This is a genomic window from Vasconcelosia minhoensis LEGE 07310 (assembly GCF_015207255.1).
GTDB classification, from domain to species: domain Bacteria; phylum Cyanobacteriota; class Cyanobacteriia; order Phormidesmidales; family Phormidesmidaceae; genus Vasconcelosia; species Vasconcelosia minhoensis.
In genome coordinates, this window is sequence record NZ_JADEXG010000011.1 from 42634 (window position 1) to 61723 (window position 19090).

Sequence of the window (19090 nt, forward strand, 5' to 3'; positions counted from 1 at the left end):
ATTAATATAGATAGAACGCCTTACAAGCGCAGCTGCCTGAGCCCTTATCCAGCACCACTCCTATGAAAAGCACCTTCCTCAACCGTCTGCACAGCCCGGAGCGTCCCGTTCTCGTCTTTGACGGCGCGATGGGCACGTCGCTCCAGTCGCAGCAGCTGACGGCGGCGGACTTTGGTGGCGCCGAGTATGAGGGCTGCAACGAGTATCTGGTCGAGACCCAGCCGGAAGCGGTTGAGAAAGTCCATCGCAGCTTTCTAGAAGCCGGGGCCGATGTGATCGAGACGGATACCTTTGGCGCGACCTCAATCGTCCTGGCGGAATATGACCTGGCCGACCGGGCCTATGCGCTGAACAAGAAGGCAGCTGAACTTGCTAAGCAGGTCGCGGTTGAATACTCGACTCCCGAAAAACCGCGTTTTGTCGCCGGTTCTATGGGGCCGGGGACAAAGCTGCCAACCCTGGGCCATATTGACTTTGACTCGCTCAAGGCGGCCTACGCTGAGCAGGCCGAGGGACTCTACGACGGCGGAGCCGACCTGCTAATCGTCGAAACCTGCCAGGACGTGCTCCAGATCAAGGCGGCCCTGAACGCGATTGAGGAAGTCTTTGCCCGCAAAGGCGAACGGCTGCCGCTGATGGTGTCGGTGACGGTAGAGCAGCAGGGGACGATGCTGGTCGGCTCTGAAATTAGCGCCGCCCTCACCATTTTGGAACCCTACCCGATCAATATTCTGGGCCTCAACTGCGCCACCGGCCCCGACCTGATGAAGGAGCATATTAAATATCTGTCAGAAAGCTCACCCTTCGTCATCTCCTGCATTCCCAACGCGGGCCTGCCGGAAAACGTCGGCGGCCAGGCTCACTATCGGCTGACGCCGATGGAGCTGCGGATGTCCCTGATGCACTTTATCGAAGACCTGGGCGTGCAGGTGATCGGCGGCTGCTGCGGCACCCGAGCCGACCACATTGCCCAGCTGGCCGAACTCTCCCGAGGGCTGCGAGCCAAGCCCCGGCAGGTTGGAGGCCGCAGCGAGCTGCCGCCCTACGGTGGGCTCGCCTACCAGCCCTCAGCCGCCTCGATCTATAGCCCCCAGCCCTACGAGCAGGACAACTCTTTTCTGATCATCGGCGAGCGGCTCAACGCCAGCGGCTCTAAAAAATGCCGCGAACTGCTGAACGCCGAAGACTGGGACGGCCTAGTAGCTTTGGCCAAAGCCCAGGTCAAAGAGGGGGCACATATGCTCGACGTCAACGTGGACTACGTGGGTCGAGACGGCGATCGCGATATGCGTGAGCTGGTTTCGCGGCTGGTCACCAACGTCACCCTGCCGCTGATGCTCGACTCCACCGAATGGCAAAAAATGGAGGCGGGGCTCAAGGTCGCAGGCGGCAAATGTATCCTCAATTCGACCAACTATGAGGATGGGGAGGAGCGCTTCTTTAAGCTGCTGCAGCTGGCTAAGCGCTACGGTGCGGGCATCGTTGTCGGCACAATCGACGAAGACGGTATGGCTCGCAGCGCCAGCAAAAAGTTTGAAATCGCCCAGCGGGCCTACCGAGCCGCGGTAGAGTACGGCCTGCCGCCCTACGAAATTTTCTTTGACCCGCTGGCCCTGCCGATTTCCACCGGCATTGAAGAAGACCGGGTGAACGCCAGGGAGACGATCGAAGCGATTCGCCAGATTCGCTCGAACCTGCCGGGATGCCACATCGTCCTGGGCGTGTCGAACGTCTCCTTCGGTCTTAGCCCAGCGGCGCGGGTGACGCTGAATTCGGTGTTTTTGCACGACGCGATCGCGGCTGGGATGGACGCCGCCATCATCAGCGCCAGCAAAATTCTACCGCTGGCCAAAATTGAACCCGAGCATCAGGCCCTCTGCCGCGACCTAATTGACGATCGCCGCCAGTTTACCGGCGAAGCCTGCACCTACGATCCCCTGACTAAGCTGACGACGCTGTTTGAAGGCAAGTCAACCCGGCAGATGAAGTCGGCCTCGGATGAAACTCTGCCGGTGGAGGAGCGGCTGAAGAATCACATTATTGACGGCGAGCGGATCGGACTGGAGGAGCAGCTGGAGAGAGCGCGGGAGAAATACGCGCCGCTGGACATTATCAACACCTTTTTGCTCGACGGCATGAAAGTGGTGGGAGAGCTGTTCGGCTCGGGGCAGATGCAGCTGCCCTTCGTGCTCCAGTCGGCTCAGACGATGAAGGCGGCGGTCGCCCATCTAGAACCCTACATGGACAAGGCCGATAGTAACGGCAGTGGCAAGGGTACGGTGGTGATCGCCACGGTTAAGGGCGACGTCCACGACATTGGCAAAAACCTGGTAGACATCATCCTGTCGAATAACGGCTACAAGGTGGTGAATCTGGGGATCAAGCAGCCGGTAGACAATATCATTACCGCCTACCGGGAGCACGGGGCCGACTGCATCGCTATGAGCGGCCTGCTGGTGAAATCGACCGCCTTTATGAAAGAAAATCTAGCCGTGTTTAACGACCAGGGGATCACGGTGCCGGTAATCCTGGGCGGAGCGGCCCTGACGCCCAAGTTTGTCTATCAGGACTGTCAGCAGACCTATCAGGGCCGGGTAATCTATGGCAAAGATGCCTTCGCCGACCTGCACTTTATGGACGAGCTGATGCCCGCTAAGCAGGCAGGCGAATGGGACGATATCCAGGGATTCTTAACCGAGCCGGAGAGTGATGCTCCCACCCCAACGCCTCAGCACGCAACCGTCAGGTCGGGCGATGCTGCTGACCCCACCGTTCCGCCCGCGACGCAGGTAATTGATGAGCGCCGCTCGGACGCGATCGCAATCGACATCGACCGCCCCGCCCCGCCCTTTTGGGGCACGCAGGTGCTGTCTGAGCAGGACATTCCGCTGACAGAGGTGTTCAGCTATCTCGACTTGCAGGCGCTGATTGCCGGGCAGTGGCAGTTCCGCAAGCCCAAAGACCAGACGCGAGCCGAGTACGATGAATTTCTGGCCGAAAAGGTCTACCCGATTCTGACCGAGTGGCAGCGGCGGGTTGAGGCCGAAGCGCTGCTCCAGCCCCAGGGGGTGTACGGCTATTTTCCCTGTCTGGCCGAGGGCAATCGGCTGCACATTTACGATCCGGCGGCGGCTCAGGCTGAGGAATCGGCAGACGCGATCGCGGTGTTTGAATTTCCCCGGCAGCGATCGCTCCGTCGCCTCTGCATTGCCGACTTTTTCCTGCCCAAAGCCGCAGCCCAGCCGGGGCAGTATGACGTCTTTCCCATGCAGGCGGTGACCGTCGGTGAAATTGCGACGGAGGTGGCGCAGCAGCTCTTTGCCAACGACCAGTACACCGACTATCTCTACTTCCACGGTCTGGCCGTACAGGTGGCCGAAGCCCTGGCCGAATGGACCCACGCCCGCATTCGCCGGGAGCTGGGCTTTGCTAACGAAGAACCCGAAAGCCTCCGCGACGTGCTAGCGCAGCGCTACCGGGGCTCGCGCTACAGCTTTGGCTATCCGGCCTGTCCCCGCATTCACGACCAGTTCCGGCAGCTAGAGCTGCTAGGAGCCGAGCGGATCGGGCTGCATATGGACGAAAGCGAGCAGCTTTACCCAGAGCAGTCTACAACCGCGATCGTCACCTATCACTCTGAGGCAAAGTACTTCAGCGCTTAGAGACATTAGGGTCTATACTCATAACATCTATATTAAGCAATGTAACATTTTGACCCACTCTTCTCATTCAGCGCTAGCGGTTACAGACAGTGCCATTTTCAGAACGGCAGCTGAAGTTATAGAGTACTGAAGGACTACGCCCCTTTATTGAAGTTTCAGATTTGAATCCATTGACAGCACAGCTACTCATTGGAATTTTTATTCCGTCCGAATCACTGGCGGAAACGCTGCGCGAACCGCTTTCCCACAGCAGGTTTGTAGTGAGCTGGAGTGAGAATTCAGCGGATTTTCTGGACTGGGCAATTGATAATCGGCATCAGATTGACTGCTTAATTTTGCAGCAGCATTCTGTCGTCTACGAGAGCTTAATCGAGCTTCAGCAGCGTGATATCCTGCTACCCACGCTGATTGTAGAATCCGAACGGCGGGCCGCTGAGCTAGACCAGGCCTACCATGAAGCAGTGATCAAACTCGCAGCCGACGAGCTGGCAGATTTGGAAAAGTCGATTCACAAAGCGGTCGATCGATTTTTAAAGCTGCCTGCGGTACCCGGTTCATCTCAAGCCGAACTTTCTGCGCCGGACCATCGGCTATTTCTCCTGAGTCTGCAACAGCAGCGGCTTTCTGAGAAGCTAAAAGAGCGACTAGGCTATCTAGGCGTTTACTACAAGCGTAATCCCAGGAACTTTCTGCGCAGTGTGTCCGTTTTAGAACGGGATGAATTTTTAAATAAGCTGCGTCAGGACTACCGGCACATCATTTTGATTTATTTCTCTCAAGATGATACGCTCAATCAAAAAATTGATGACTTCGTTAATGTTGCCTTTTTTGCCGATATTTCAATTTCGCAAATTGTTGAAATTCATATGGAACTGATCGACGAGTTCTCCAAACAGCTTCAGCTCGAAGGGCGAAACGAAGAAATCTTACTAGACTATCGCCTAACGCTAATTGACTTAATCGCTCATCTCTGTGAAATGTATCGGCGCTCAATCCCACGGGAGTGATGAGGGGTGATAGATTGGGCGAAGCGTATCCCTTCGCAGTCAGCTGATCTAACCGATATTGTGGGCTAGTTTATGGTCGCTTCAAAGAAAACATACATTTTAAAGCTCTACGTAGCCGGCAATACGCCCAACTCTATTCGGGCATTAAAGATGCTGAATAATATTCTGGATCAGGAGTTTCAAGGCGTCTATGCGCTAAAAGTTATCGACGTCCTCAAAAATCCTCAGCTGGCTGAAGAAGATAAAATCCTGGCGACGCCTACCCTATCGAAAATTCTGCCCCCACCCGTCCGTAAAATTATTGGCGACCTTTCCGACCGCGAAAGGGTTTTGATTGGGCTTGATCTTCTCTATGATGAGTTGCTAGAGGACGAATCGCTTTACTCCTAACAAACCTTCCCATCAAATTTTCGACCCCGCCAACCCTTAGTTAGAACCCCTAGTCAACCCCAGCCTCTTCCCTCCGACCTGCTATGAGTCAACTGTCCCCCAACACATCAACACCGATCAAAGGGGTTCACAAAATTCGCACCATGATTGAGGGGTTTGATGACATCAGCCATGGTGGCTTACCGGTAGGTCGCTCCACTCTGGTCAGCGGCACCTCAGGCACAGGCAAAACCCTGATGGCCGTCCAGTTTTTATATAACGGGATTATTCACTTTGACGAGCCCGGCGTTTTCATCACCTTTGAGGAATCTCCGACCGATATCATCAAAAATGCCCACAGTTTTGGCTGGGATTTACAGCAGCTGCTCGACGACGGCAAGCTGTTTGTTTTAGATGCTTCTCCCGATCCCGAGGGCCATGAGGTGGTCGGTGACTTCGATCTTTCAGGGCTAATTGAGCGGATTCGATATGCGATCGGCAAGTACGGCGCAAAGCGCGTTTCGATTGATTCAATCACGTCCGTTTTTCAGCAGTATGACTCAGCCGGGATCGTGCGGCGTGAAATTTTTCGCCTGGTGGCGCGCCTGAAGCAGATGGGCGTAACGACGCTGATGACAACCGAGCGGGTGGAAGAATACGGCCCGATTGCCCGTTTTGGGGTGGAAGAATTCGTCTCTGACAATGTGGTCATCGTCCGTAATGCTCTAGAAGGAGAGCGCCGTCGCCGGACGCTGGAAATTCTCAAGCTGCGGGGCACGACCCACATGAAAGGCGAGTACCCGTTTACGATGACCGATCAGGGGATCAATATCTTCCCCTTGGGAGCTATGCGGCTGACCCAGCGCTCTTCAAATACGCGGGTTTCTTCCGGCGTTGAGGCGCTCGACAAAATGTGCGGCGGCGGCTTCTTCCGAGACTCGATTATTCTAGCGACGGGCGCCACGGGAACGGGCAAGACGCTACTGGTGAGCAAGTTTTTAGAAGAAGGCTGTCGCAACGGAGAAAGGACGATCCTGTTTGCCTACGAAGAATCACGGGCACAGCTCTCCCGCAATGCGTCATCTTGGGGCATTGACTTTGAGGAGCTAGAGCGGCAGGGGCTGCTGAAAATTATCTGTGCCTATCCAGAGTCAGCCGGGCTGGAAGACCACCTTCAAATCATCAAGTCTGAAATCGCCCAGTTTAAGCCCGGGCGAATTGCCATTGACTCCCTGTCAGCGTTGGATCGGGGGGTCAGCAATAATTCCTTCAGACAGTTCGTGATCGGCGTCACCGGCTTCGCCAAGCAGGAGGAGATTACAGGCTTTTTTACTAACACCACAGAGCAGTTTATGGGCTCCCATTCGATTACCGACTCCCATATCTCGACCATCACCGACACCATCCTGATGCTGCAATATGTCGAAATTCGGGGAGAAATGTCGCGGGCGATAAACGTTTTCAAGATGCGCGGTTCCTGGCATGACAAGGCCATTCGGGAATATACCATTCGAGACAATGGGCCAGAAATCAAAGATTCCTTCCGCAATCTGGAGCGAATTATCAGCGGCTCGCCCACTCGAATTTCAGTCGATGAGAAGAGCGAGCTGTCCCGCATCGTTCAGGGCGTTCAGAGCATACCAGGCGAAGATCGCAGACTATAGCTAAGATAGCCTGCGCCTGAATAGCAAGATTAAACCAACGAGCATGGAGGGATTCGAACCCCCGACCCTCAGAACCGGAATCTGATGCTCTATCCACTGAGCTACATGCCCTCGGGAGCGATCGCTCTCGGGTGTTAGCATTCTAGCATTGCGCTTAGGCGCTCTAGGGCTAATTTCCATAAAAATCTGCGGCATCCGTCGCGAAACCAGCGTCAAAGCTGTCGTTATCATCAGCTGCGGCGATCGCTCCCTCGTGGCCTAAACCCAAGCCCTGCAATAGGTCTTGACCGCCCGCTGACAGCGAATCTAGGACGCCTGCCTGTAGCGTTTCCCAAACGGGAGCGGTTGTCTGGAGCAGCTGGCGACCCTGGGGCGTAGCGCTGAGCAGCTGAGTGCGTCCATCCTGGCCCGGCATAATTTGCAGCCAGGCTTTCTTAACCATCCGGTCTACGGTTCGGCTGACGGTTGACTTTTCCATCCCCAAAATTTGTCCCAGCTGACCAGGCCGGATTTGACCCTGGTCAATGACTACGGCCAGAATATGGAGCTGATTAACCGTTAGCCCGTAGGGTCGTAGGGCATCGTCATAGAGTCGGGTGACCCTCCGATTAACCTGGCGCAGACGACGAGCAATGCACTGCTGAGTCATCGTTTGCGCGATCGCGCGGGCAGTTCCTGAAGGCATCCATCGGCACCGGCTAGCGTCACCGTTGACTATACAACTTTGGTCGCTACGGCGAGGACCTTTTGCAGCGCCGCCTCCACGACTTCGGCCCCGGCTCCGGGCTTGCTGGCGTTCTCAGTAATAGACCGCTTCCAAATCCGGCTGCCAGGCTGACCAAAAAAGAGCTGGAGCAGATGACGGGTGATGCTGCTGAGCTTGGTGCCCCGGCTCAGCCAGTAGTCGATGTAGGGCAGCATTGCCTGCACGACCTGAGTCCGGCTGGGCGGTGCTGAACGGTCACCGAAGAAAAGCGAGTCGGCGGCGGCAAACTGATAGGGATTGTCATAGGCAGCGCGGCCAATCATTACCGCATCTACGCTTGGCAGCTGGGCCTGAGCCTGCCCCAGGCTGAGAAAGCCGCCGTTGACCTCGATCCACAGGTAGGGAAAGTCCTGCTTTAGCCGATGCACGTCGGCGTAGCGCAGCGGCGGGACGGTGCGGTTGTCCTTAGGGCTGAGTCCCTGCAGCCAGGCTTTGCGGGCATGGACGGTGAAGCGCCGGCAGCCGGTCGCAGCAACCGCGCTGACAAAATTGGCCATGTCTTCGTAGCGATCGCGATCGTCAATCCCAATCCGATGTTTCACGCTCACGGGAATCGGGGCTGCTGCCATCATCGCCGCCACGCAGTCGGCGACGCGCTGGGGCTGGGCCATCAGACAGGCCCCAAAGTTGCCGTCCTGCACCCGACTGCTGGGGCAGCCCACGTTCAGGTTAATTTCGTCATAGCCCCGCGCGGCGGCAATTTGGGCGCACCGGGCCAGGGCTTGGGGATCGTCGCCGCCGACCTGGAGCACCAGCGGTTTTTCGTCGGGGGTAAAGCCCAACAGCCGGTCGCGATCGCCATACTCAATTGCCGCGCTGGTCACCATTTCGGTATAGAGTAGCGTCCGCCGCGTGATCTGCCGCATGAAATAGCGGTAGTGACGGTCGGTGCGATCCATCATCGGCGCAATGCTGAGCGGATAGGGTCGGTCGGAGAGCATGGGTCGTCGAACAATATATTAAAGATATTAAGGATGAGATAGGGAAAAAGGGCCTTTCACTATTTCAGGCCAGGTACGCAGCCGGCGGTCAAGACTTTTCTGCGAGCTCCAGCTCTTTGTAGACGGGGAATCGGCTCAAAAACCTGGGTTAAGCTGATATCACTGCCCTACCGGTCAGACTAGCGAGGGCTGAGCTGAATCCTGAACGGCGGACTGCTGCAAGTAGGCCAAGGCTCGCTGAGGCTGACCCCACAGTACTCGTTCCTGTCTGTAGATCACCATGCCCGGATGCGCCCCTTTCGGTTTATAAACATGCTTGGGCTCAGTGTAGACCACGGGCACCTGGTCGGCCTGATGGGCGCGGCTGTAGTAAGCGGCAAAGTCAGCGGCGAATTGGAGCGTCTGATCGCTAGCCACCGCCCCGGGATCGAGCCGCAGCAGCACGTGGCTGCCGGGAATCTCTTGCGTATGGAGCCACAGATCGTAGTCGGTCGCCTGCTTGAAGGTGAGCTCCTCATTCTGCCGATTGTTCCGCCCGACCAGCAGCTCCACTCCGTCGGGGGTCCGGTAGCGATGGAATTGGCTAGCGCTGTCAGCTTTAGCCGCGCGGCCTGCGTCTCTGGAATCGGCTAGATAGTCCTGCTGCACCAGCTCATCGCGCATTTCTTCCAGCGCTTCCAGGTCCGCTTCGGTTTCATAGACAGCGCTCTGCCAGAGTGCCGCTTCGACCTGCTCGAGGTAGCGAACTTCGGCAGTCACCTCGGCCAGCAGCGGCGCGACGGCCAGGCGGGCGCGTTTGAGCTTTTGGTGCTGCTTGTAGAGGGCCTGGGCGTTTTGTACCGCATTCTTTTCAGGGTTGAGCTGGAGCGTCACCGGCTCACCGGTCTCAAAATCAGCCAGCACCAGGGACTGCATGCCCGGCTGCCAGTCTTGCAAATGGGCCATCAGCAGGTCGGCCTTTTGTCGGTAGGCTTCTGCCGCGTCGGACTGATGCAGCCGCTGGGCAAAGGTGTCGGCTTTCTGCCGTAGCTTAGCCAGCTGGTTTTTGAGTTTTTGACTGAGCTGATGGTGCAGGCGGCTAAAGGCTTCCTGGTTGAGCTGCTGTCGGTAGTACTGCTGCAGCAGGGTTTGAACGTCGGGCGCGGGCGTTTGCAGACCCCAGCCCATGACGGTATAGCCCGTTTCCCTCCAGCCTGGCGTAAAGTCGCGATCGCGCAGCCGATACAGCCAGGACTGCCAGCAGTCGTACAGCCGCTGCCAGTCCGCTGGGCTGAGGCTGTCGGTACTCTGGTCGGGGTCGAGCTTTGCCGCCTGGATTATCTGGCTGACGATGGCGGAGCTGAGGCCGCTATAGGCTTTAGCCAGCATTTTCTTCAGCCTGCCGGGGATCAGGCTAACCCGGTCCTGCCAGTCGTCAAAGGCTTCTTCTAGCCGAGGCAGCCGACCGGCGATCGGCGGCGGCGGCTGATAGAGCCGACCGGTCTGAATCGGGCGGACGCTGGACTGCTGCTCGCTCACCTGATGGGCAGCGGTGACAATGCGCTGGTCGGCCTGGGTGAGGATGACGTTGCTGTACTTGCCCATCACTTCGACATAGAGATGCCACAGGGCCGGTTCGTCGGGGCGACGGGCAAACTGCAGGTCAAAGGCCCGCTCCCAGGGCGCAATCGGTTCGATCTGGGTGAGCGCCAACCCGTTCAGCTGATGCTTCAGCTGCTGGCTAAAGGTGAAGGTGTCGGGCTGACGCGGCGGCGGTGGCCCCATGTGCAGCCGAGCCGCCTGGGGATGCCAGGACAGGGTGAGCCAGCCGCGCTGCTCTAGGGTACGTAGGGCAACGCAGAGGGTAAAGCGATCGCGCTGATACACCTGCTCACAGCGGGCCGGTAGCCAGCGCGATCGCAGCTCGTGGCAAGCCGCCGCCAGGGTAGTAAAGTCAACCGGTTGCACAGACGTTTCCCAGAAAGATTGCAGAAAGGACAGGGCTATTTCCCATTGTAAGTCGGGGTAAAACGGAATAAAAAGCGCCTTTTGGACAATATTTCGCGGATTTAAGCCCTTTGAAAGGCTAGGGGCGCATTTTTTTTTCGCTACTATTGAGCCATCGATTTTCGGTTGGGTTCAATTCCCGGTACCTTCGCGGCTTGAGTGCCATAAATGCTTGAGTGCCATCAGTCATGGATATTAAGCTTATCAATATCGGATTCGGCAACATTGTCGCAGCCAATCGGGTCGTCGCGATCGTTAGCCCCGAGTCAGCTCCGATCAAGCGCATCGTCTCAGACGCCCGAGAGCGTGGCCAGCTGGTAGACGCCACCTACGGACGCCGCACCCGGGCGGTGATGATTACCGACTCTGGCCACATCATTCTGTCGGCGATTCAGCCGGAGACGGTCGCCAATCGCTTTGTAGCCCAGAAGGAGTTTGCCGCAGAAGCCTGAGTCGGTACGGGTCAATCTAGAACTCAGCCAGATGAGGAGACTACAATAGGCATGGTCGCTCTCAGCGTCCAGCCCTTGTCACCCGTCTACAAGATCCCATGTCCGATTCGTCTCGCCCCGCCAAGCTCGACAAAATCGTCAGGCGTTTTCAACGCATCACCGATCCCAAGCGCCGCTACGAACAGCTGCTGTGGTACGCCAAACGGCTAGACGATTTTCCCACCGCTGAGAAAACCCCTGAGAACAAGGTGCCGGGCTGTGTCTCGCAGGTCTATATCACCGCTGCGCTGACAGACGGCAAAGTCGATTTTCAGGGCGACTCCGATGCGTTGATCACTAAAGGGTTAGTCGCCCTACTGATCGACGCCCTGAGCGACCTGACCCCTGCCGAGGTGGTTCGCCTGTCGCCCGACTTTATCCAGGAGACCCAGCTCGACGTCAGCCTGACGCCCTCCCGCGCCAACGGGTTCTATAACATTTTCAAGACGATGCAAAAAAAGGTGCTACCCTTTCTCTCAGACTCGCAACCTGAAACTGCCAGCATTGAAGGCTGAGAGAACTGGATGGACTACCCCAGAGACCTGATTGGCTATGGCCGCAAGCCGCCCGACCCGAAATGGCCTGAGGGAGCCCGCCTGGCCCTCCAGTTTGTGATCAACTACGAAGAGGGTGGAGAAAACTGCATTCTGCATGGCGACCCGGCCTCGGAAGCCTTTTTGTCAGAGAGCGTCGGGGCGGAGCCGCTGTACGGCGTGCGCAATCTAAACATGGAGTCGATGTACGAGTACGGCAGCCGGGCCGGATTCTGGCGGCTGCATCGGCTATTTACCGAGCGGCAGCTGCCGGTGACGGTGTTTGCGGTCGCCATGGCAATGGAGCGAAATCCGGCCGCGATCGCGGCCATGGTCGAAGCCGACTGGGAAATCGCTAGCCACGGCTACCGCTGGATTGATTATCAGTACGTCGGCGCCGAAACCGAGCAGGCCCATATTCAGCAGGCCGTTGAAATTCATACTCGGGTCGCGGGTAGCCGACCGCTGGGCTTTTATCAGGGCCGGGTCAGCTCCCATACGCGATATCTCGTCGTTGCCGAGGGTGGCTTTCTCTACGACTCCGACAGCTACGCTGACGACCTGCCCTACTGGGCTCCTGGCTTTGAGCAGCCGCACCTGACTATTCCCTACACCCTGGACAATAACGATATGCGGTTCGCCACCGTTCAGGGATTCAACTCCGGCGATCAGTTTTTTGCCTACCTGCGCGACGCCTTTGATACCCTCTATGCCGAAGGGGCTGACGCACCGAAGATGATGAGCGTCGGCCTGCACTGCCGCTTAGTCGGCCATCCGGGTCGGACGGCGGCCCTGGCTCGTTTTTTAGACTATGTGCAGCAGCATGAGGCCGTCTGGGTTTGCCGCCGCGTCGATATTGCCCGTCACTGGTACGAGCATCATGCCCTGAGCTGACGGAAACGGGGTTATCCTCACATCCCGTAGCGGCTGAGCAGGCGAACTTCAGATTACACAAAATTTCCCCGGGCTCGCTCTATATAAAGCCAGCCCGGGGAAAACGGCGACGGCTAGTATCAGCCTGCTAGCCTAGCAGCGCCTTGGCTTTGGTCACGACATTGTCTACCGTATAGCCAAATTTCTCTAACACAAGGCCGCCGGGGGCTGACGCGCCGAAGGTCTCAACGCTAAGCATATCGCCCTCCGCACCGTAGTAGCGGCACCAGCCGAAGCTGGAAGCTGCTTCCACAGCCAGACGCTTGGTAACGGCCTTGGGCAGAACTGACTCTTTGTAGTCGGCACTCTGGGCTTCGAAGAGTTCCCAGCACGGCATGGAAACGACCCGCACCTTTTTGCCCTCTGAACGCAGTTTTTCGGCGGCCTCAACGCAGAGGTGAACTTCGCTGCCGGTGCCAATCAGGATTAGGTCAGGTGTACCGTCGCTGTCGGAAAGCACGTAGGCCCCCTTGGCGACGTTTTCGATGGAGGTGCCGTCTAGATTGGGCAGGCCCTGCCGGGAGAAGGCCATCAGCGTGGGGGTCTTGCGGCTCTCAACGGCAATCTTGTAAGCCCCAGAGGTCTCATTCCCGTCAGCGGGACGAATCACGTAGAGATTGGGAATCGCCCGCAGCGCAGCCAGGGTCTCAACCGGCTGGTGGGTGGGGCCGTCTTCACCTAGACCAATCGAGTCGTGGGTCATGACGTAGATCACGCCCGCTTTAGAAAGCGCCGCCAGACGAATTGCACCGCGCATGTAGTCCGTAAAGACCAAGAAGGTCGCACAGTACACCAGCAGGCCCGGGTTGTGCATGGTCATGCCGTTGCAGATTGCACCCATGCCGTGCTCCCGCACGCCGAAGTGAATATTACGATTTTCATAACCGCCCTTCTGGAAGGTGCCTGAGCACTCCAACTCGGTCAGGTTGGAATGGGTCAGGTCAGCAGAGCCGCCGAGCAGCTCCGGCAGCACCTCAGCCAGGGCGTTGAGCGTGGCTTCAGAATTTTTTCGGGTCGCTAGCTTTTTATCCTCGGGCGTATAGGTCGGCAGTGCCTTTTCCCAGCCCTCGGGCAGCTTACCCGCCAGCAGCCGCTCGAACTCAGCCGCTTCATCGGCATACTTCGTCCGATAGGTGGCCAGGGCCTCTTCCCACTCGGCTTCGTAGCTGGCCCCGCGGTCAACCGCCTGACGGAACCGGGAGAGCGCATCATCCGGAATTTCAAAGGGCTCGTAGGACCAGTCCAGATTTTCACGGGTGGCCTTGACTTCATCAGTTCCCAGGGCGGCGCCGTGGATGCCGCCGGTATTGGCCTTATTGGGCGAGCCGTAGCCAATAATGGTGGTGACCTTAATCATGGTGGGGCGGTCGGTGACCTTTTTCGCTTCTTCGATGGCGGCCGCGATCGCGTCCAAATCCCCATTCCCATCTTCCACGTGCAGCACGTGCCAGCCGTAGGCTTCAAACCGCTTGCTGACGTCTTCGGTAAAGGCAATGTCGGTCGAGCCGTCAATGGAAATGTGGTTATCGTCGTAGAAGGCAATCAGCTTGCCCAGCCCCAGGTGACCGGCCAGCGAGCAGGCTTCGCCCGACACGCCCTCCATATTGCAGCCGTCGCCCAGGATGACGTAGGTGTAGTGATCGACTAGCGTACAGTCGGGCTTGTTGAACCGGGCAGCCAAATGCGCTTCAGCCATCGCCAGCCCAACGCCGTTGCAGATCCCCTGACCCAGCGGTCCGGTGGTCACTTCGATGCCCTCGGTCTCAAAATTCTCCGGGTGGCCCGGCGCGTGGGAGCCCCACTGCCGGAACGACTTAATGTCGTCCATGCTGACGCTGTCATAGCCGGTCAGGTACATCAGGGCGTACTGCAACATACAGCCGTGCCCCGCCGAGAGGACAAAGCGATCGCGGTTAAACCACTTGGGATTCTTCGGGTTGTAGCGCATGAAGCGGTCCCACAGCACGAAGGCCATAGGGGCAGCGCCCATGGGCAAACCGGGATGCCCCGACTTCGCCTTTTCGACGGCATCCACCGCCAAAAATCGAATTGAGTTAATGCACAGGGCTTCAAGGGATTGGGTTGCGACAGCCATAGTCTCTCTGGTTAATTAGCGTTTACGGGGTAGCAAAAGGGGCGTCTCCCCTTCTGATATCAGACAGGATCTAAATTTAGATTAAGCGTGTCTCATCGGCTCACACTTCACTACTAAGTTAATACACTTAAGTCAATGCACTAGAATTAACGCCCGGTTAATTTGTCAGGCTATTGGCCAATCAACTATTTAGCTAGCGTAAACCGCTACGAGTCATACTTTCGAAACGCTAGCGTGACGTTGTGTCCGCCAAAGCCAAAGGAGTTGGACAGCGCTACCTGCAGCGCCTGCTGCCGACTCTGATTCGGCACGTAGTCCAGGTCGCACTCAGGATCGGGGTTCTCCAAATTGACGGTCGGTGGAATCTGGCCTTGGGCGATTGCCATCGCCGAAGCGACGGCTTCAATCCCCCCCGCACCGCCGAGTAGGTGCCCAGTCATCGACTTGGTGGAGCTGACCGCAATCTGGTAGGCATGATCGCCCAAAGCCGTCTTAATCGCCTGGGTTTCATTCGGGTCGTTGACCGCGGTACTGGTGCCATGGGCATTGATATAGCTCACCTGGCTGGGGGAAAGGCCAGCGTCTTTTAGCGCCATCTGCATGGCCCGGGCCGCGCCCTCGCCGCCGGGGACGATGGCGGTCATGTGGTAGGCGTCGCAGGTCATGCCGTAGCCGACAATCTCAGCGTAGATTCGGGCACCGCGGCTGAGCGCATGCTCGAGTTCTTCAATCAGCAAGATGCCGCTGCCTTCGCCCAGGACGAAGCCGTCGCGATCGCGGTCGAACGGGCGGCTGGCCCGGCTGGGCTCGTGATTGCGGGTAGAGACAGCGCGGGCCGAGGAAAACCCCGCGATCGCCAGCGGCGTCACCGCCGACTCCGTGCCGCCACAGATCATCGCTTGGGCATAGCCCTGCTGCACCAGCCGAAAGGCGTCGCCGATAGCGTTGGAACCGGCCGCGCAGGCGGTCACCGGGCAAGAATTTGGCCCTTTAGCACCGGTGTGAATCGCCGTCAGCCCGGCGGCCATATTGGCGATCATCATCGGCACCATGAAGGGGCTACAGCGGCTGGGACCGCGATTGAGGTAGATTTCCTGCTGGTCTTCCATCACCTTCAGGCCGCCGACGCCGGTGCCAATCATGACGCCAACCTGCTCGGCATTCAGGGCGGTAATGTCGAACTGGGCATCGGCCAGAGCCTGCTTGCTAGCCGCGATCGCAAACTGGGCAAAGCGATCCATCCGCTTGGCCTCCTTACGATCGACATAGTCCAGCGGGTCAAAATCCTTAACTTCACCCGCAATCTGACAGGCATGTTGAGACGCATCGAAGGCCGTGATTGAGCCAATGCCGTTGCGACCGCCGAGCAGACCCTGCCAATAGTCATCCAGGGTGTTGCCAAGGGGCGTGACAGCACCCATACCGGTGATCACAACACGTTTTTTCTCTATATTTGTCATGATTTTCTCAACGCGGGACGACTAGCCCCCAAACTGCTTAAGCGATTAAAACCTGCCTGCCAGATTCGAGCGGGCGACAGAAATTTAGGCAGCCGCTTTCTCTTTGATAAAGTCAACCGCAGCTTGAACGGTACCAATGCCCTCAGCCGCCTCATCGGGAATTTCAATATCAAATTCCTCTTCTAGCGCCATCACTAGCTCAACGGTGTCTAGGGAATCGGCACCGAGATCGTTGGCAAAGCTCGCTTCGGGTTTAACTTCGGCTTCGTCTACGCCGAGCTGCTCAGCCACGATTTTTTTAACTTTTTCAAAGATGTCGTCTTGGCTCATACCGCTTTTCCTTCAACAGCAAACATCACGTCCAGACTGGAAACCAGCCCTCTCAGTCACCCGTCGGGCCGACTATCGTCAGAGGCTCTGACGCCAGACATTTCCTCATCTTATAGGAAAGCGGGTGAGGAAAGCGCAATCCCCGCAGATTGCCCGACGCTGTCCCTGCCTGGTCCGACCTTCCAAATTCCAAATCTTTCGAACCTCGATGCGCTATCGGCCAGCGCCAAAATATTACATTCCATAACTTTTTCGGGGGCTGCTAGCGGTATAGCGGCAGGCTCCGCTATAAACTGTTGATCAATTGAAGCACTCTTATCGACGGTCTTGGTGAGCAGACGCTTTTTGCCCCTATGCAGAAGGCCCTCAGTCGCCGACCGTCCGCGATATTGGCGGCATTTGATTTTATTGGAGCCTTCACTCAATGTCTCACTCAGTTAAGATTTACGACACCTGCATTGGCTGCACTCAGTGCGTCCGGGCCTGTCCCCTCGACGTTCTAGAGATGGTGCCCTGGGACGGCTGTAAGGCCGGTCAGATTGCTGCCTCCCCTCGGACGGAAGACTGCATTGGCTGCAAGCGATGCGAAACCGCCTGCCCCACCGACTTCCTCAGCATTCGCGTCTACCTCGGCGCTGAGACCACCCGCAGCATGGGCCTGGCCTACTAGACAGCGGCCCGGTTTACCCAAATCAAACAAACAAAGCCCGATTTCGTCAAACTGAAATCGGGCTTTGTTTGATTTAATTTTTATTTTGTTTATTTTTATTTAAAGCCAAATTAAAACCAAAAATCGAGCTGAATCCAATAGCCGCGTAGGCAAGGAGACCCGGCCCACTACCCCTAACACCCAAGGTAAGGGCCGGTTTCAAACCGGCCCCAACGATCGCGTTTACCCCCTACCGCAGCGCCAGCTTCCGCACTGCGATCAAACTTCCCCCCAGCCCCACCGCGCTACCCAGGGCAAACAGAGACAGCGGCAGCAGTAAAATTTGCCCTAAGCTCAGCTGCAGGCTGTCAGCCAGAAACTGCACCAGGTCAGGCGGTTGGGCGGCCAAATGATGCAGAAACTGCTGAATGCTCAGCAGCAGTCCCCAGGCGACGGCAGCCCCGGCCAGGCCAAAGGCCGCCCCCTGAAGCAAAAAAGGCAGATAAATCCATAGGCTGGTCGCCCCGACCAGCTGCATTACCTCAATCTCCTGCCGCCGGGCCATCACAATCAGACGGATGGTCGTCGTAATCACGGCTGCCGCCGTCAGGCTCAATACGCTAACGATGCCCAGACTGAGCCAGCGCAGCCCCTGGTGCAGCTCACTCAGCCGCTGAATCGCTTCGGTGACATAGCGGACTTCGCTGACGCTGGGGATGCCTTCTAGCTGCTGCGCCAGCTGAGGCACTGCGTCAGCCGTTCGGGCCTTGACCCGGAGCTCATCGGTCAGCGGATTGCCGTTTAGCTGCTGGGCGGCACCAGCCACATCAGTCATCCCCAGCTCTTCGGTTAGCCGCTGCCAGGCTACTTCTTTGGAAACCGGCGTTACCTGGGTGACCGTTGGCAGAGCTTGAATCGGCTCAACCAGGCTGGTCGCATCGATGCCGCTGTCGAGGTAGACCGAAATCACCAGCTGGCTGCCAAAGTGGTTGAGCAGCCCCTCAATCTGCCAGGTGGTTTGCAGACTGATGCCAAATAAAAATAGTAGGACCGTCATCGTACTGACCGCAGCCCAGTTCATCCAGCCGCCGCGGCGAATGCCGATCGCGGTTTCTCGCAGCAGATAGGCTGCCTGGCTAAGATTTAGCATAGTCGCCTCGCCCGCGATCGCGGCTGATAAAATTCCCAAGCCTAGAAAGCCCTAAACCTTGAAAGCTCTAAACCCAGAAGAATAAGCAAGATTGCCGGAATTGGAATCGGGGTTTGTGCGGAAAACAGTGGGAATTCCCGAAACGGAGTGGGCTAAATTGGCCCGCGATCGCAGAGGCTGTCTTGCTAGGATAGAGAGACAGTATTGGATGACCTACTCAAGATTGCTCTATGGCCGCTGCGATTGAAGTCGAAAAGAAAAAGCTAAAGCAGCCCCCGCTGGCTCTGCACTACCTGGGCGATCGCGTCCTGCGTCAGCCCGCCAAGCGGATTGCTAAAGTAGACGGCGACATCCGCGAGCTGGCCCGGAAGATGCTGCAAACCATGTACAGCGAGGATGGAATCGGGCTGGCCGCGCCCCAGGTCGCAGTCAACAAGCAGATGCTGGTGGTAGATCCCGACCCCGAAGACGCGGCAACTCCGGCGCTGGTGCTGATCAATCCCAAAATTGTGCGCGCCAGCAAAGAAATCTGCACCGGCCAGGAAGGCTGCCTAAGCATTCCCGGCGTCTACCTAGACGTGGTGCGCCCAGCCGCGATTGAAGTCAGCTTTAAGGATGAAACCGGGCGGCCGCAAAAGATTTCGGCCAGCGATCTGCTGGCCCGCGTGATTCAACATGAGATGGATCACCTCAACGGCATTATGTTTGTCGATCGGGTTGAAAATGCGCTGGCGCTCAACCAGGAATTGCAAAAGGGCGGCTTTTCTGCCAAAGATGTTAATAAGATTGCCTAGTCGCGATCGCGTCTGCTATTCGGCCTAACCATTGGCCTGTCCTAATCCCTGGAGCCGCCCGTGACCCCTAAAAGTGGTGCCTTTTTAGCCGTTTCCTGCATTGCCGGGATTGCCGCCGTCGGCTCGATTTTTGAACTGTCGTCGGGGCAGCCCGACTGGGGGATGCTGCCGACTAGCCTCGTCCTAGGGCTGAGCATTCCGCTGGGAGTCGCCGCCTTTGTCGCCGCGGTCAAAGACGCCCGGGCCAATCAGCAGTAGCG

17 protein-coding genes and 1 tRNA gene are annotated in these 19090 nt (G+C 57.4%); 10 read left to right on the forward strand and 8 right to left on the reverse strand.

The window, feature by feature from the left end; genetic code table 11:
• Nucleotides 1–62: 62 nt before the first annotated feature.
• The 4 genes from metH to kaiC all read left to right on the forward strand — a co-directional run bounded on the left by metH (nucleotide 63) and on the right by kaiC (nucleotide 6702).
• The gene (gene metH / locus IQ241_RS06665) at nucleotides 63–3662 is read left to right on the forward strand and encodes a methionine synthase (protein WP_193905642.1); all 3600 of its coding nucleotides are present in this window, start codon (nucleotides 63–65) and stop codon (nucleotides 3660–3662) included.
• Between the two features lie 170 nt (nucleotides 3663–3832).
• Nucleotides 3833–4669, forward strand: coding sequence for a circadian clock protein KaiA (locus IQ241_RS06670; protein ID WP_193905694.1), 837 nt, complete (start codon nucleotides 3833–3835; stop codon nucleotides 4667–4669).
• Nucleotides 4670–4741: 72 nt separating this feature from the next.
• Complete coding sequence (gene kaiB / locus IQ241_RS06675) at nucleotides 4742–5059, forward strand: circadian clock protein KaiB (RefSeq protein WP_193905643.1); 318 nt, start codon at nucleotides 4742–4744, stop codon at nucleotides 5057–5059.
• 83 nt (nucleotides 5060–5142) lie between these two features.
• Nucleotides 5143–6702, forward strand: coding sequence for a circadian clock protein KaiC (kaiC, locus tag IQ241_RS06680; protein ID WP_193905644.1), 1560 nt, complete (start codon nucleotides 5143–5145; stop codon nucleotides 6700–6702).
• A gap of 38 nt (nucleotides 6703–6740) precedes the next feature.
• Here kaiC and IQ241_RS06685 read toward each other — a convergent pair.
• From IQ241_RS06685 to IQ241_RS06700, 4 genes are all read right to left on the reverse strand, one after another.
• Nucleotides 6741–6813, reverse strand: a tRNA-Arg gene (locus IQ241_RS06685).
• A gap of 58 nt (nucleotides 6814–6871) precedes the next feature.
• Nucleotides 6872–7387, reverse strand: a complete 516-nt coding sequence (locus IQ241_RS06690; protein ID WP_193905645.1) for a MarR family winged helix-turn-helix transcriptional regulator — start codon at nucleotides 7385–7387, stop codon at nucleotides 6872–6874.
• A 29-nt stretch (nucleotides 7388–7416) separates the two neighbouring features.
• Nucleotides 7417–8409 carry a tRNA dihydrouridine(20/20a) synthase DusA gene (gene dusA, locus IQ241_RS06695; protein ID WP_193905646.1) on the reverse strand — a complete coding sequence of 331 codons (993 nt, stop codon included), beginning with the start codon at nucleotides 8407–8409 and terminating at the stop codon, nucleotides 7417–7419.
• Between the two features lie 174 nt (nucleotides 8410–8583).
• A complete protein-coding gene (locus IQ241_RS06700) occupies nucleotides 8584–10356 on the reverse strand; it encodes an Rqc2 family fibronectin-binding protein (protein WP_193905647.1) in 1773 nt (590 codons plus the stop codon).
• Between the two features lie 227 nt (nucleotides 10357–10583).
• On the opposite strand from IQ241_RS06700, the gene remA reads away from it, so the two are divergent.
• The 3 genes from remA (at nucleotide 10584) to puuE (ending at nucleotide 12313) form a co-directional block, all read left to right on the forward strand.
• Nucleotides 10584–10847 carry an extracellular matrix/biofilm regulator RemA gene (gene remA / locus IQ241_RS06705; RefSeq protein WP_193905648.1) on the forward strand — a complete coding sequence of 88 codons (264 nt, stop codon included), beginning with the start codon at nucleotides 10584–10586 and terminating at the stop codon, nucleotides 10845–10847.
• Between the two features lie 98 nt (nucleotides 10848–10945).
• A complete protein-coding gene (locus IQ241_RS06710) occupies nucleotides 10946–11401 on the forward strand; it encodes a SufE family protein (protein ID WP_193905649.1) in 456 nt (151 codons plus the stop codon).
• A gap of 9 nt (nucleotides 11402–11410) precedes the next feature.
• On the forward strand, nucleotides 11411–12313 hold the full coding sequence (gene puuE / locus IQ241_RS06715; protein WP_193905650.1) for an allantoinase PuuE: 903 nt from the start codon (nucleotides 11411–11413) through the stop codon (nucleotides 12311–12313).
• A gap of 127 nt (nucleotides 12314–12440) precedes the next feature.
• Here the strand turns inward: puuE and tkt are convergent, their stop codons facing one another.
• From tkt to acpP, 3 genes are all read right to left on the reverse strand, one after another.
• Nucleotides 12441–14447 (reverse strand): transketolase, encoded by a 2007-nt coding sequence (tkt, locus tag IQ241_RS06720; protein WP_193905651.1) that lies wholly within the window; start codon nucleotides 14445–14447, stop codon nucleotides 12441–12443.
• Between the two features lie 206 nt (nucleotides 14448–14653).
• Nucleotides 14654–15907, reverse strand: coding sequence for a beta-ketoacyl-ACP synthase II (gene fabF / locus IQ241_RS06725; protein WP_193905652.1), 1254 nt, complete (start codon nucleotides 15905–15907; stop codon nucleotides 14654–14656).
• A gap of 84 nt (nucleotides 15908–15991) precedes the next feature.
• A complete protein-coding gene (acpP, locus tag IQ241_RS06730; protein WP_193905653.1) occupies nucleotides 15992–16237 on the reverse strand; it encodes an acyl carrier protein in 246 nt (81 codons plus the stop codon).
• 424 nt (nucleotides 16238–16661) lie between these two features.
• Here acpP and psaC point away from each other — a divergent pair, with 424 nt between their 5' ends.
• Nucleotides 16662–16907, forward strand: coding sequence for a photosystem I iron-sulfur center protein PsaC (gene psaC, locus IQ241_RS06735; protein WP_193905654.1), 246 nt, complete (start codon nucleotides 16662–16664; stop codon nucleotides 16905–16907).
• Nucleotides 16908–17136: 229 nt separating this feature from the next.
• On the opposite strand, the gene IQ241_RS06740 is transcribed toward psaC, so the two are convergent.
• Nucleotides 17137–18036, reverse strand: a complete 900-nt coding sequence (locus IQ241_RS06740) for a cell division protein FtsX (RefSeq protein WP_193905695.1) — start codon at nucleotides 18034–18036, stop codon at nucleotides 17137–17139.
• Between the two features lie 230 nt (nucleotides 18037–18266).
• Between IQ241_RS06740 and def the strand changes: the two genes are divergently transcribed.
• Both def and IQ241_RS06750 read left to right on the forward strand, forming a co-directional pair.
• The gene (gene def, locus IQ241_RS06745) at nucleotides 18267–18830 is read left to right on the forward strand and encodes a peptide deformylase (protein WP_193905655.1); all 564 of its coding nucleotides are present in this window, start codon (nucleotides 18267–18269) and stop codon (nucleotides 18828–18830) included.
• A gap of 60 nt (nucleotides 18831–18890) precedes the next feature.
• Nucleotides 18891–19088 carry a hypothetical protein gene (locus tag IQ241_RS06750; protein ID WP_193905656.1) on the forward strand — a complete coding sequence of 66 codons (198 nt, stop codon included), beginning with the start codon at nucleotides 18891–18893 and terminating at the stop codon, nucleotides 19086–19088.
• Nucleotides 19089–19090: the final 2 nt, after the last annotated feature.

What these genes read in the sequence shown, in the direction of transcription:
- metH (WP_193905642.1), top strand. Translation starts at nt 63, where the DNA reads ATGAAAAGCACCTTCCTCAACCGTCTGCACAGCCCGGAGCGTCCCGTT.
- kaiB (WP_193905643.1), top strand. Translation starts at nt 4,742, where the DNA reads ATGGTCGCTTCAAAGAAAACATACATTTTAAAGCTCTACGTAGCCGGC.
- kaiC (WP_193905644.1), top strand. Translation starts at nt 5,143, where the DNA reads ATGAGTCAACTGTCCCCCAACACATCAACACCGATCAAAGGGGTTCAC.
- IQ241_RS06690 (WP_193905645.1), bottom strand. Translation starts at nt 7,387, where the DNA reads ATGCCTTCAGGAACTGCCCGCGCGATCGCGCAAACGATGACTCAGCAG.
- dusA (WP_193905646.1), bottom strand. Translation starts at nt 8,409, where the DNA reads ATGCTCTCCGACCGACCCTATCCGCTCAGCATTGCGCCGATGATGGAT.
- remA (WP_193905648.1), top strand. Translation starts at nt 10,584, where the DNA reads ATGGATATTAAGCTTATCAATATCGGATTCGGCAACATTGTCGCAGCC.
- IQ241_RS06710 (WP_193905649.1), top strand. Translation starts at nt 10,946, where the DNA reads ATGTCCGATTCGTCTCGCCCCGCCAAGCTCGACAAAATCGTCAGGCGT.
- puuE (WP_193905650.1), top strand. Translation starts at nt 11,411, where the DNA reads ATGGACTACCCCAGAGACCTGATTGGCTATGGCCGCAAGCCGCCCGAC.
- tkt (WP_193905651.1), bottom strand. Translation starts at nt 14,447, where the DNA reads ATGGCTGTCGCAACCCAATCCCTTGAAGCCCTGTGCATTAACTCAATT.
- fabF (WP_193905652.1), bottom strand. Translation starts at nt 15,907, where the DNA reads ATGACAAATATAGAGAAAAAACGTGTTGTGATCACCGGTATGGGTGCT.
- acpP (WP_193905653.1), bottom strand. Translation starts at nt 16,237, where the DNA reads ATGAGCCAAGACGACATCTTTGAAAAAGTTAAAAAAATCGTGGCTGAG.
- psaC (WP_193905654.1), top strand. Translation starts at nt 16,662, where the DNA reads ATGTCTCACTCAGTTAAGATTTACGACACCTGCATTGGCTGCACTCAG.
- IQ241_RS06740 (WP_193905695.1), bottom strand. Translation starts at nt 18,036, where the DNA reads ATGCTAAATCTTAGCCAGGCAGCCTATCTGCTGCGAGAAACCGCGATC.
- def (WP_193905655.1), top strand. Translation starts at nt 18,267, where the DNA reads ATGGCCGCTGCGATTGAAGTCGAAAAGAAAAAGCTAAAGCAGCCCCCG.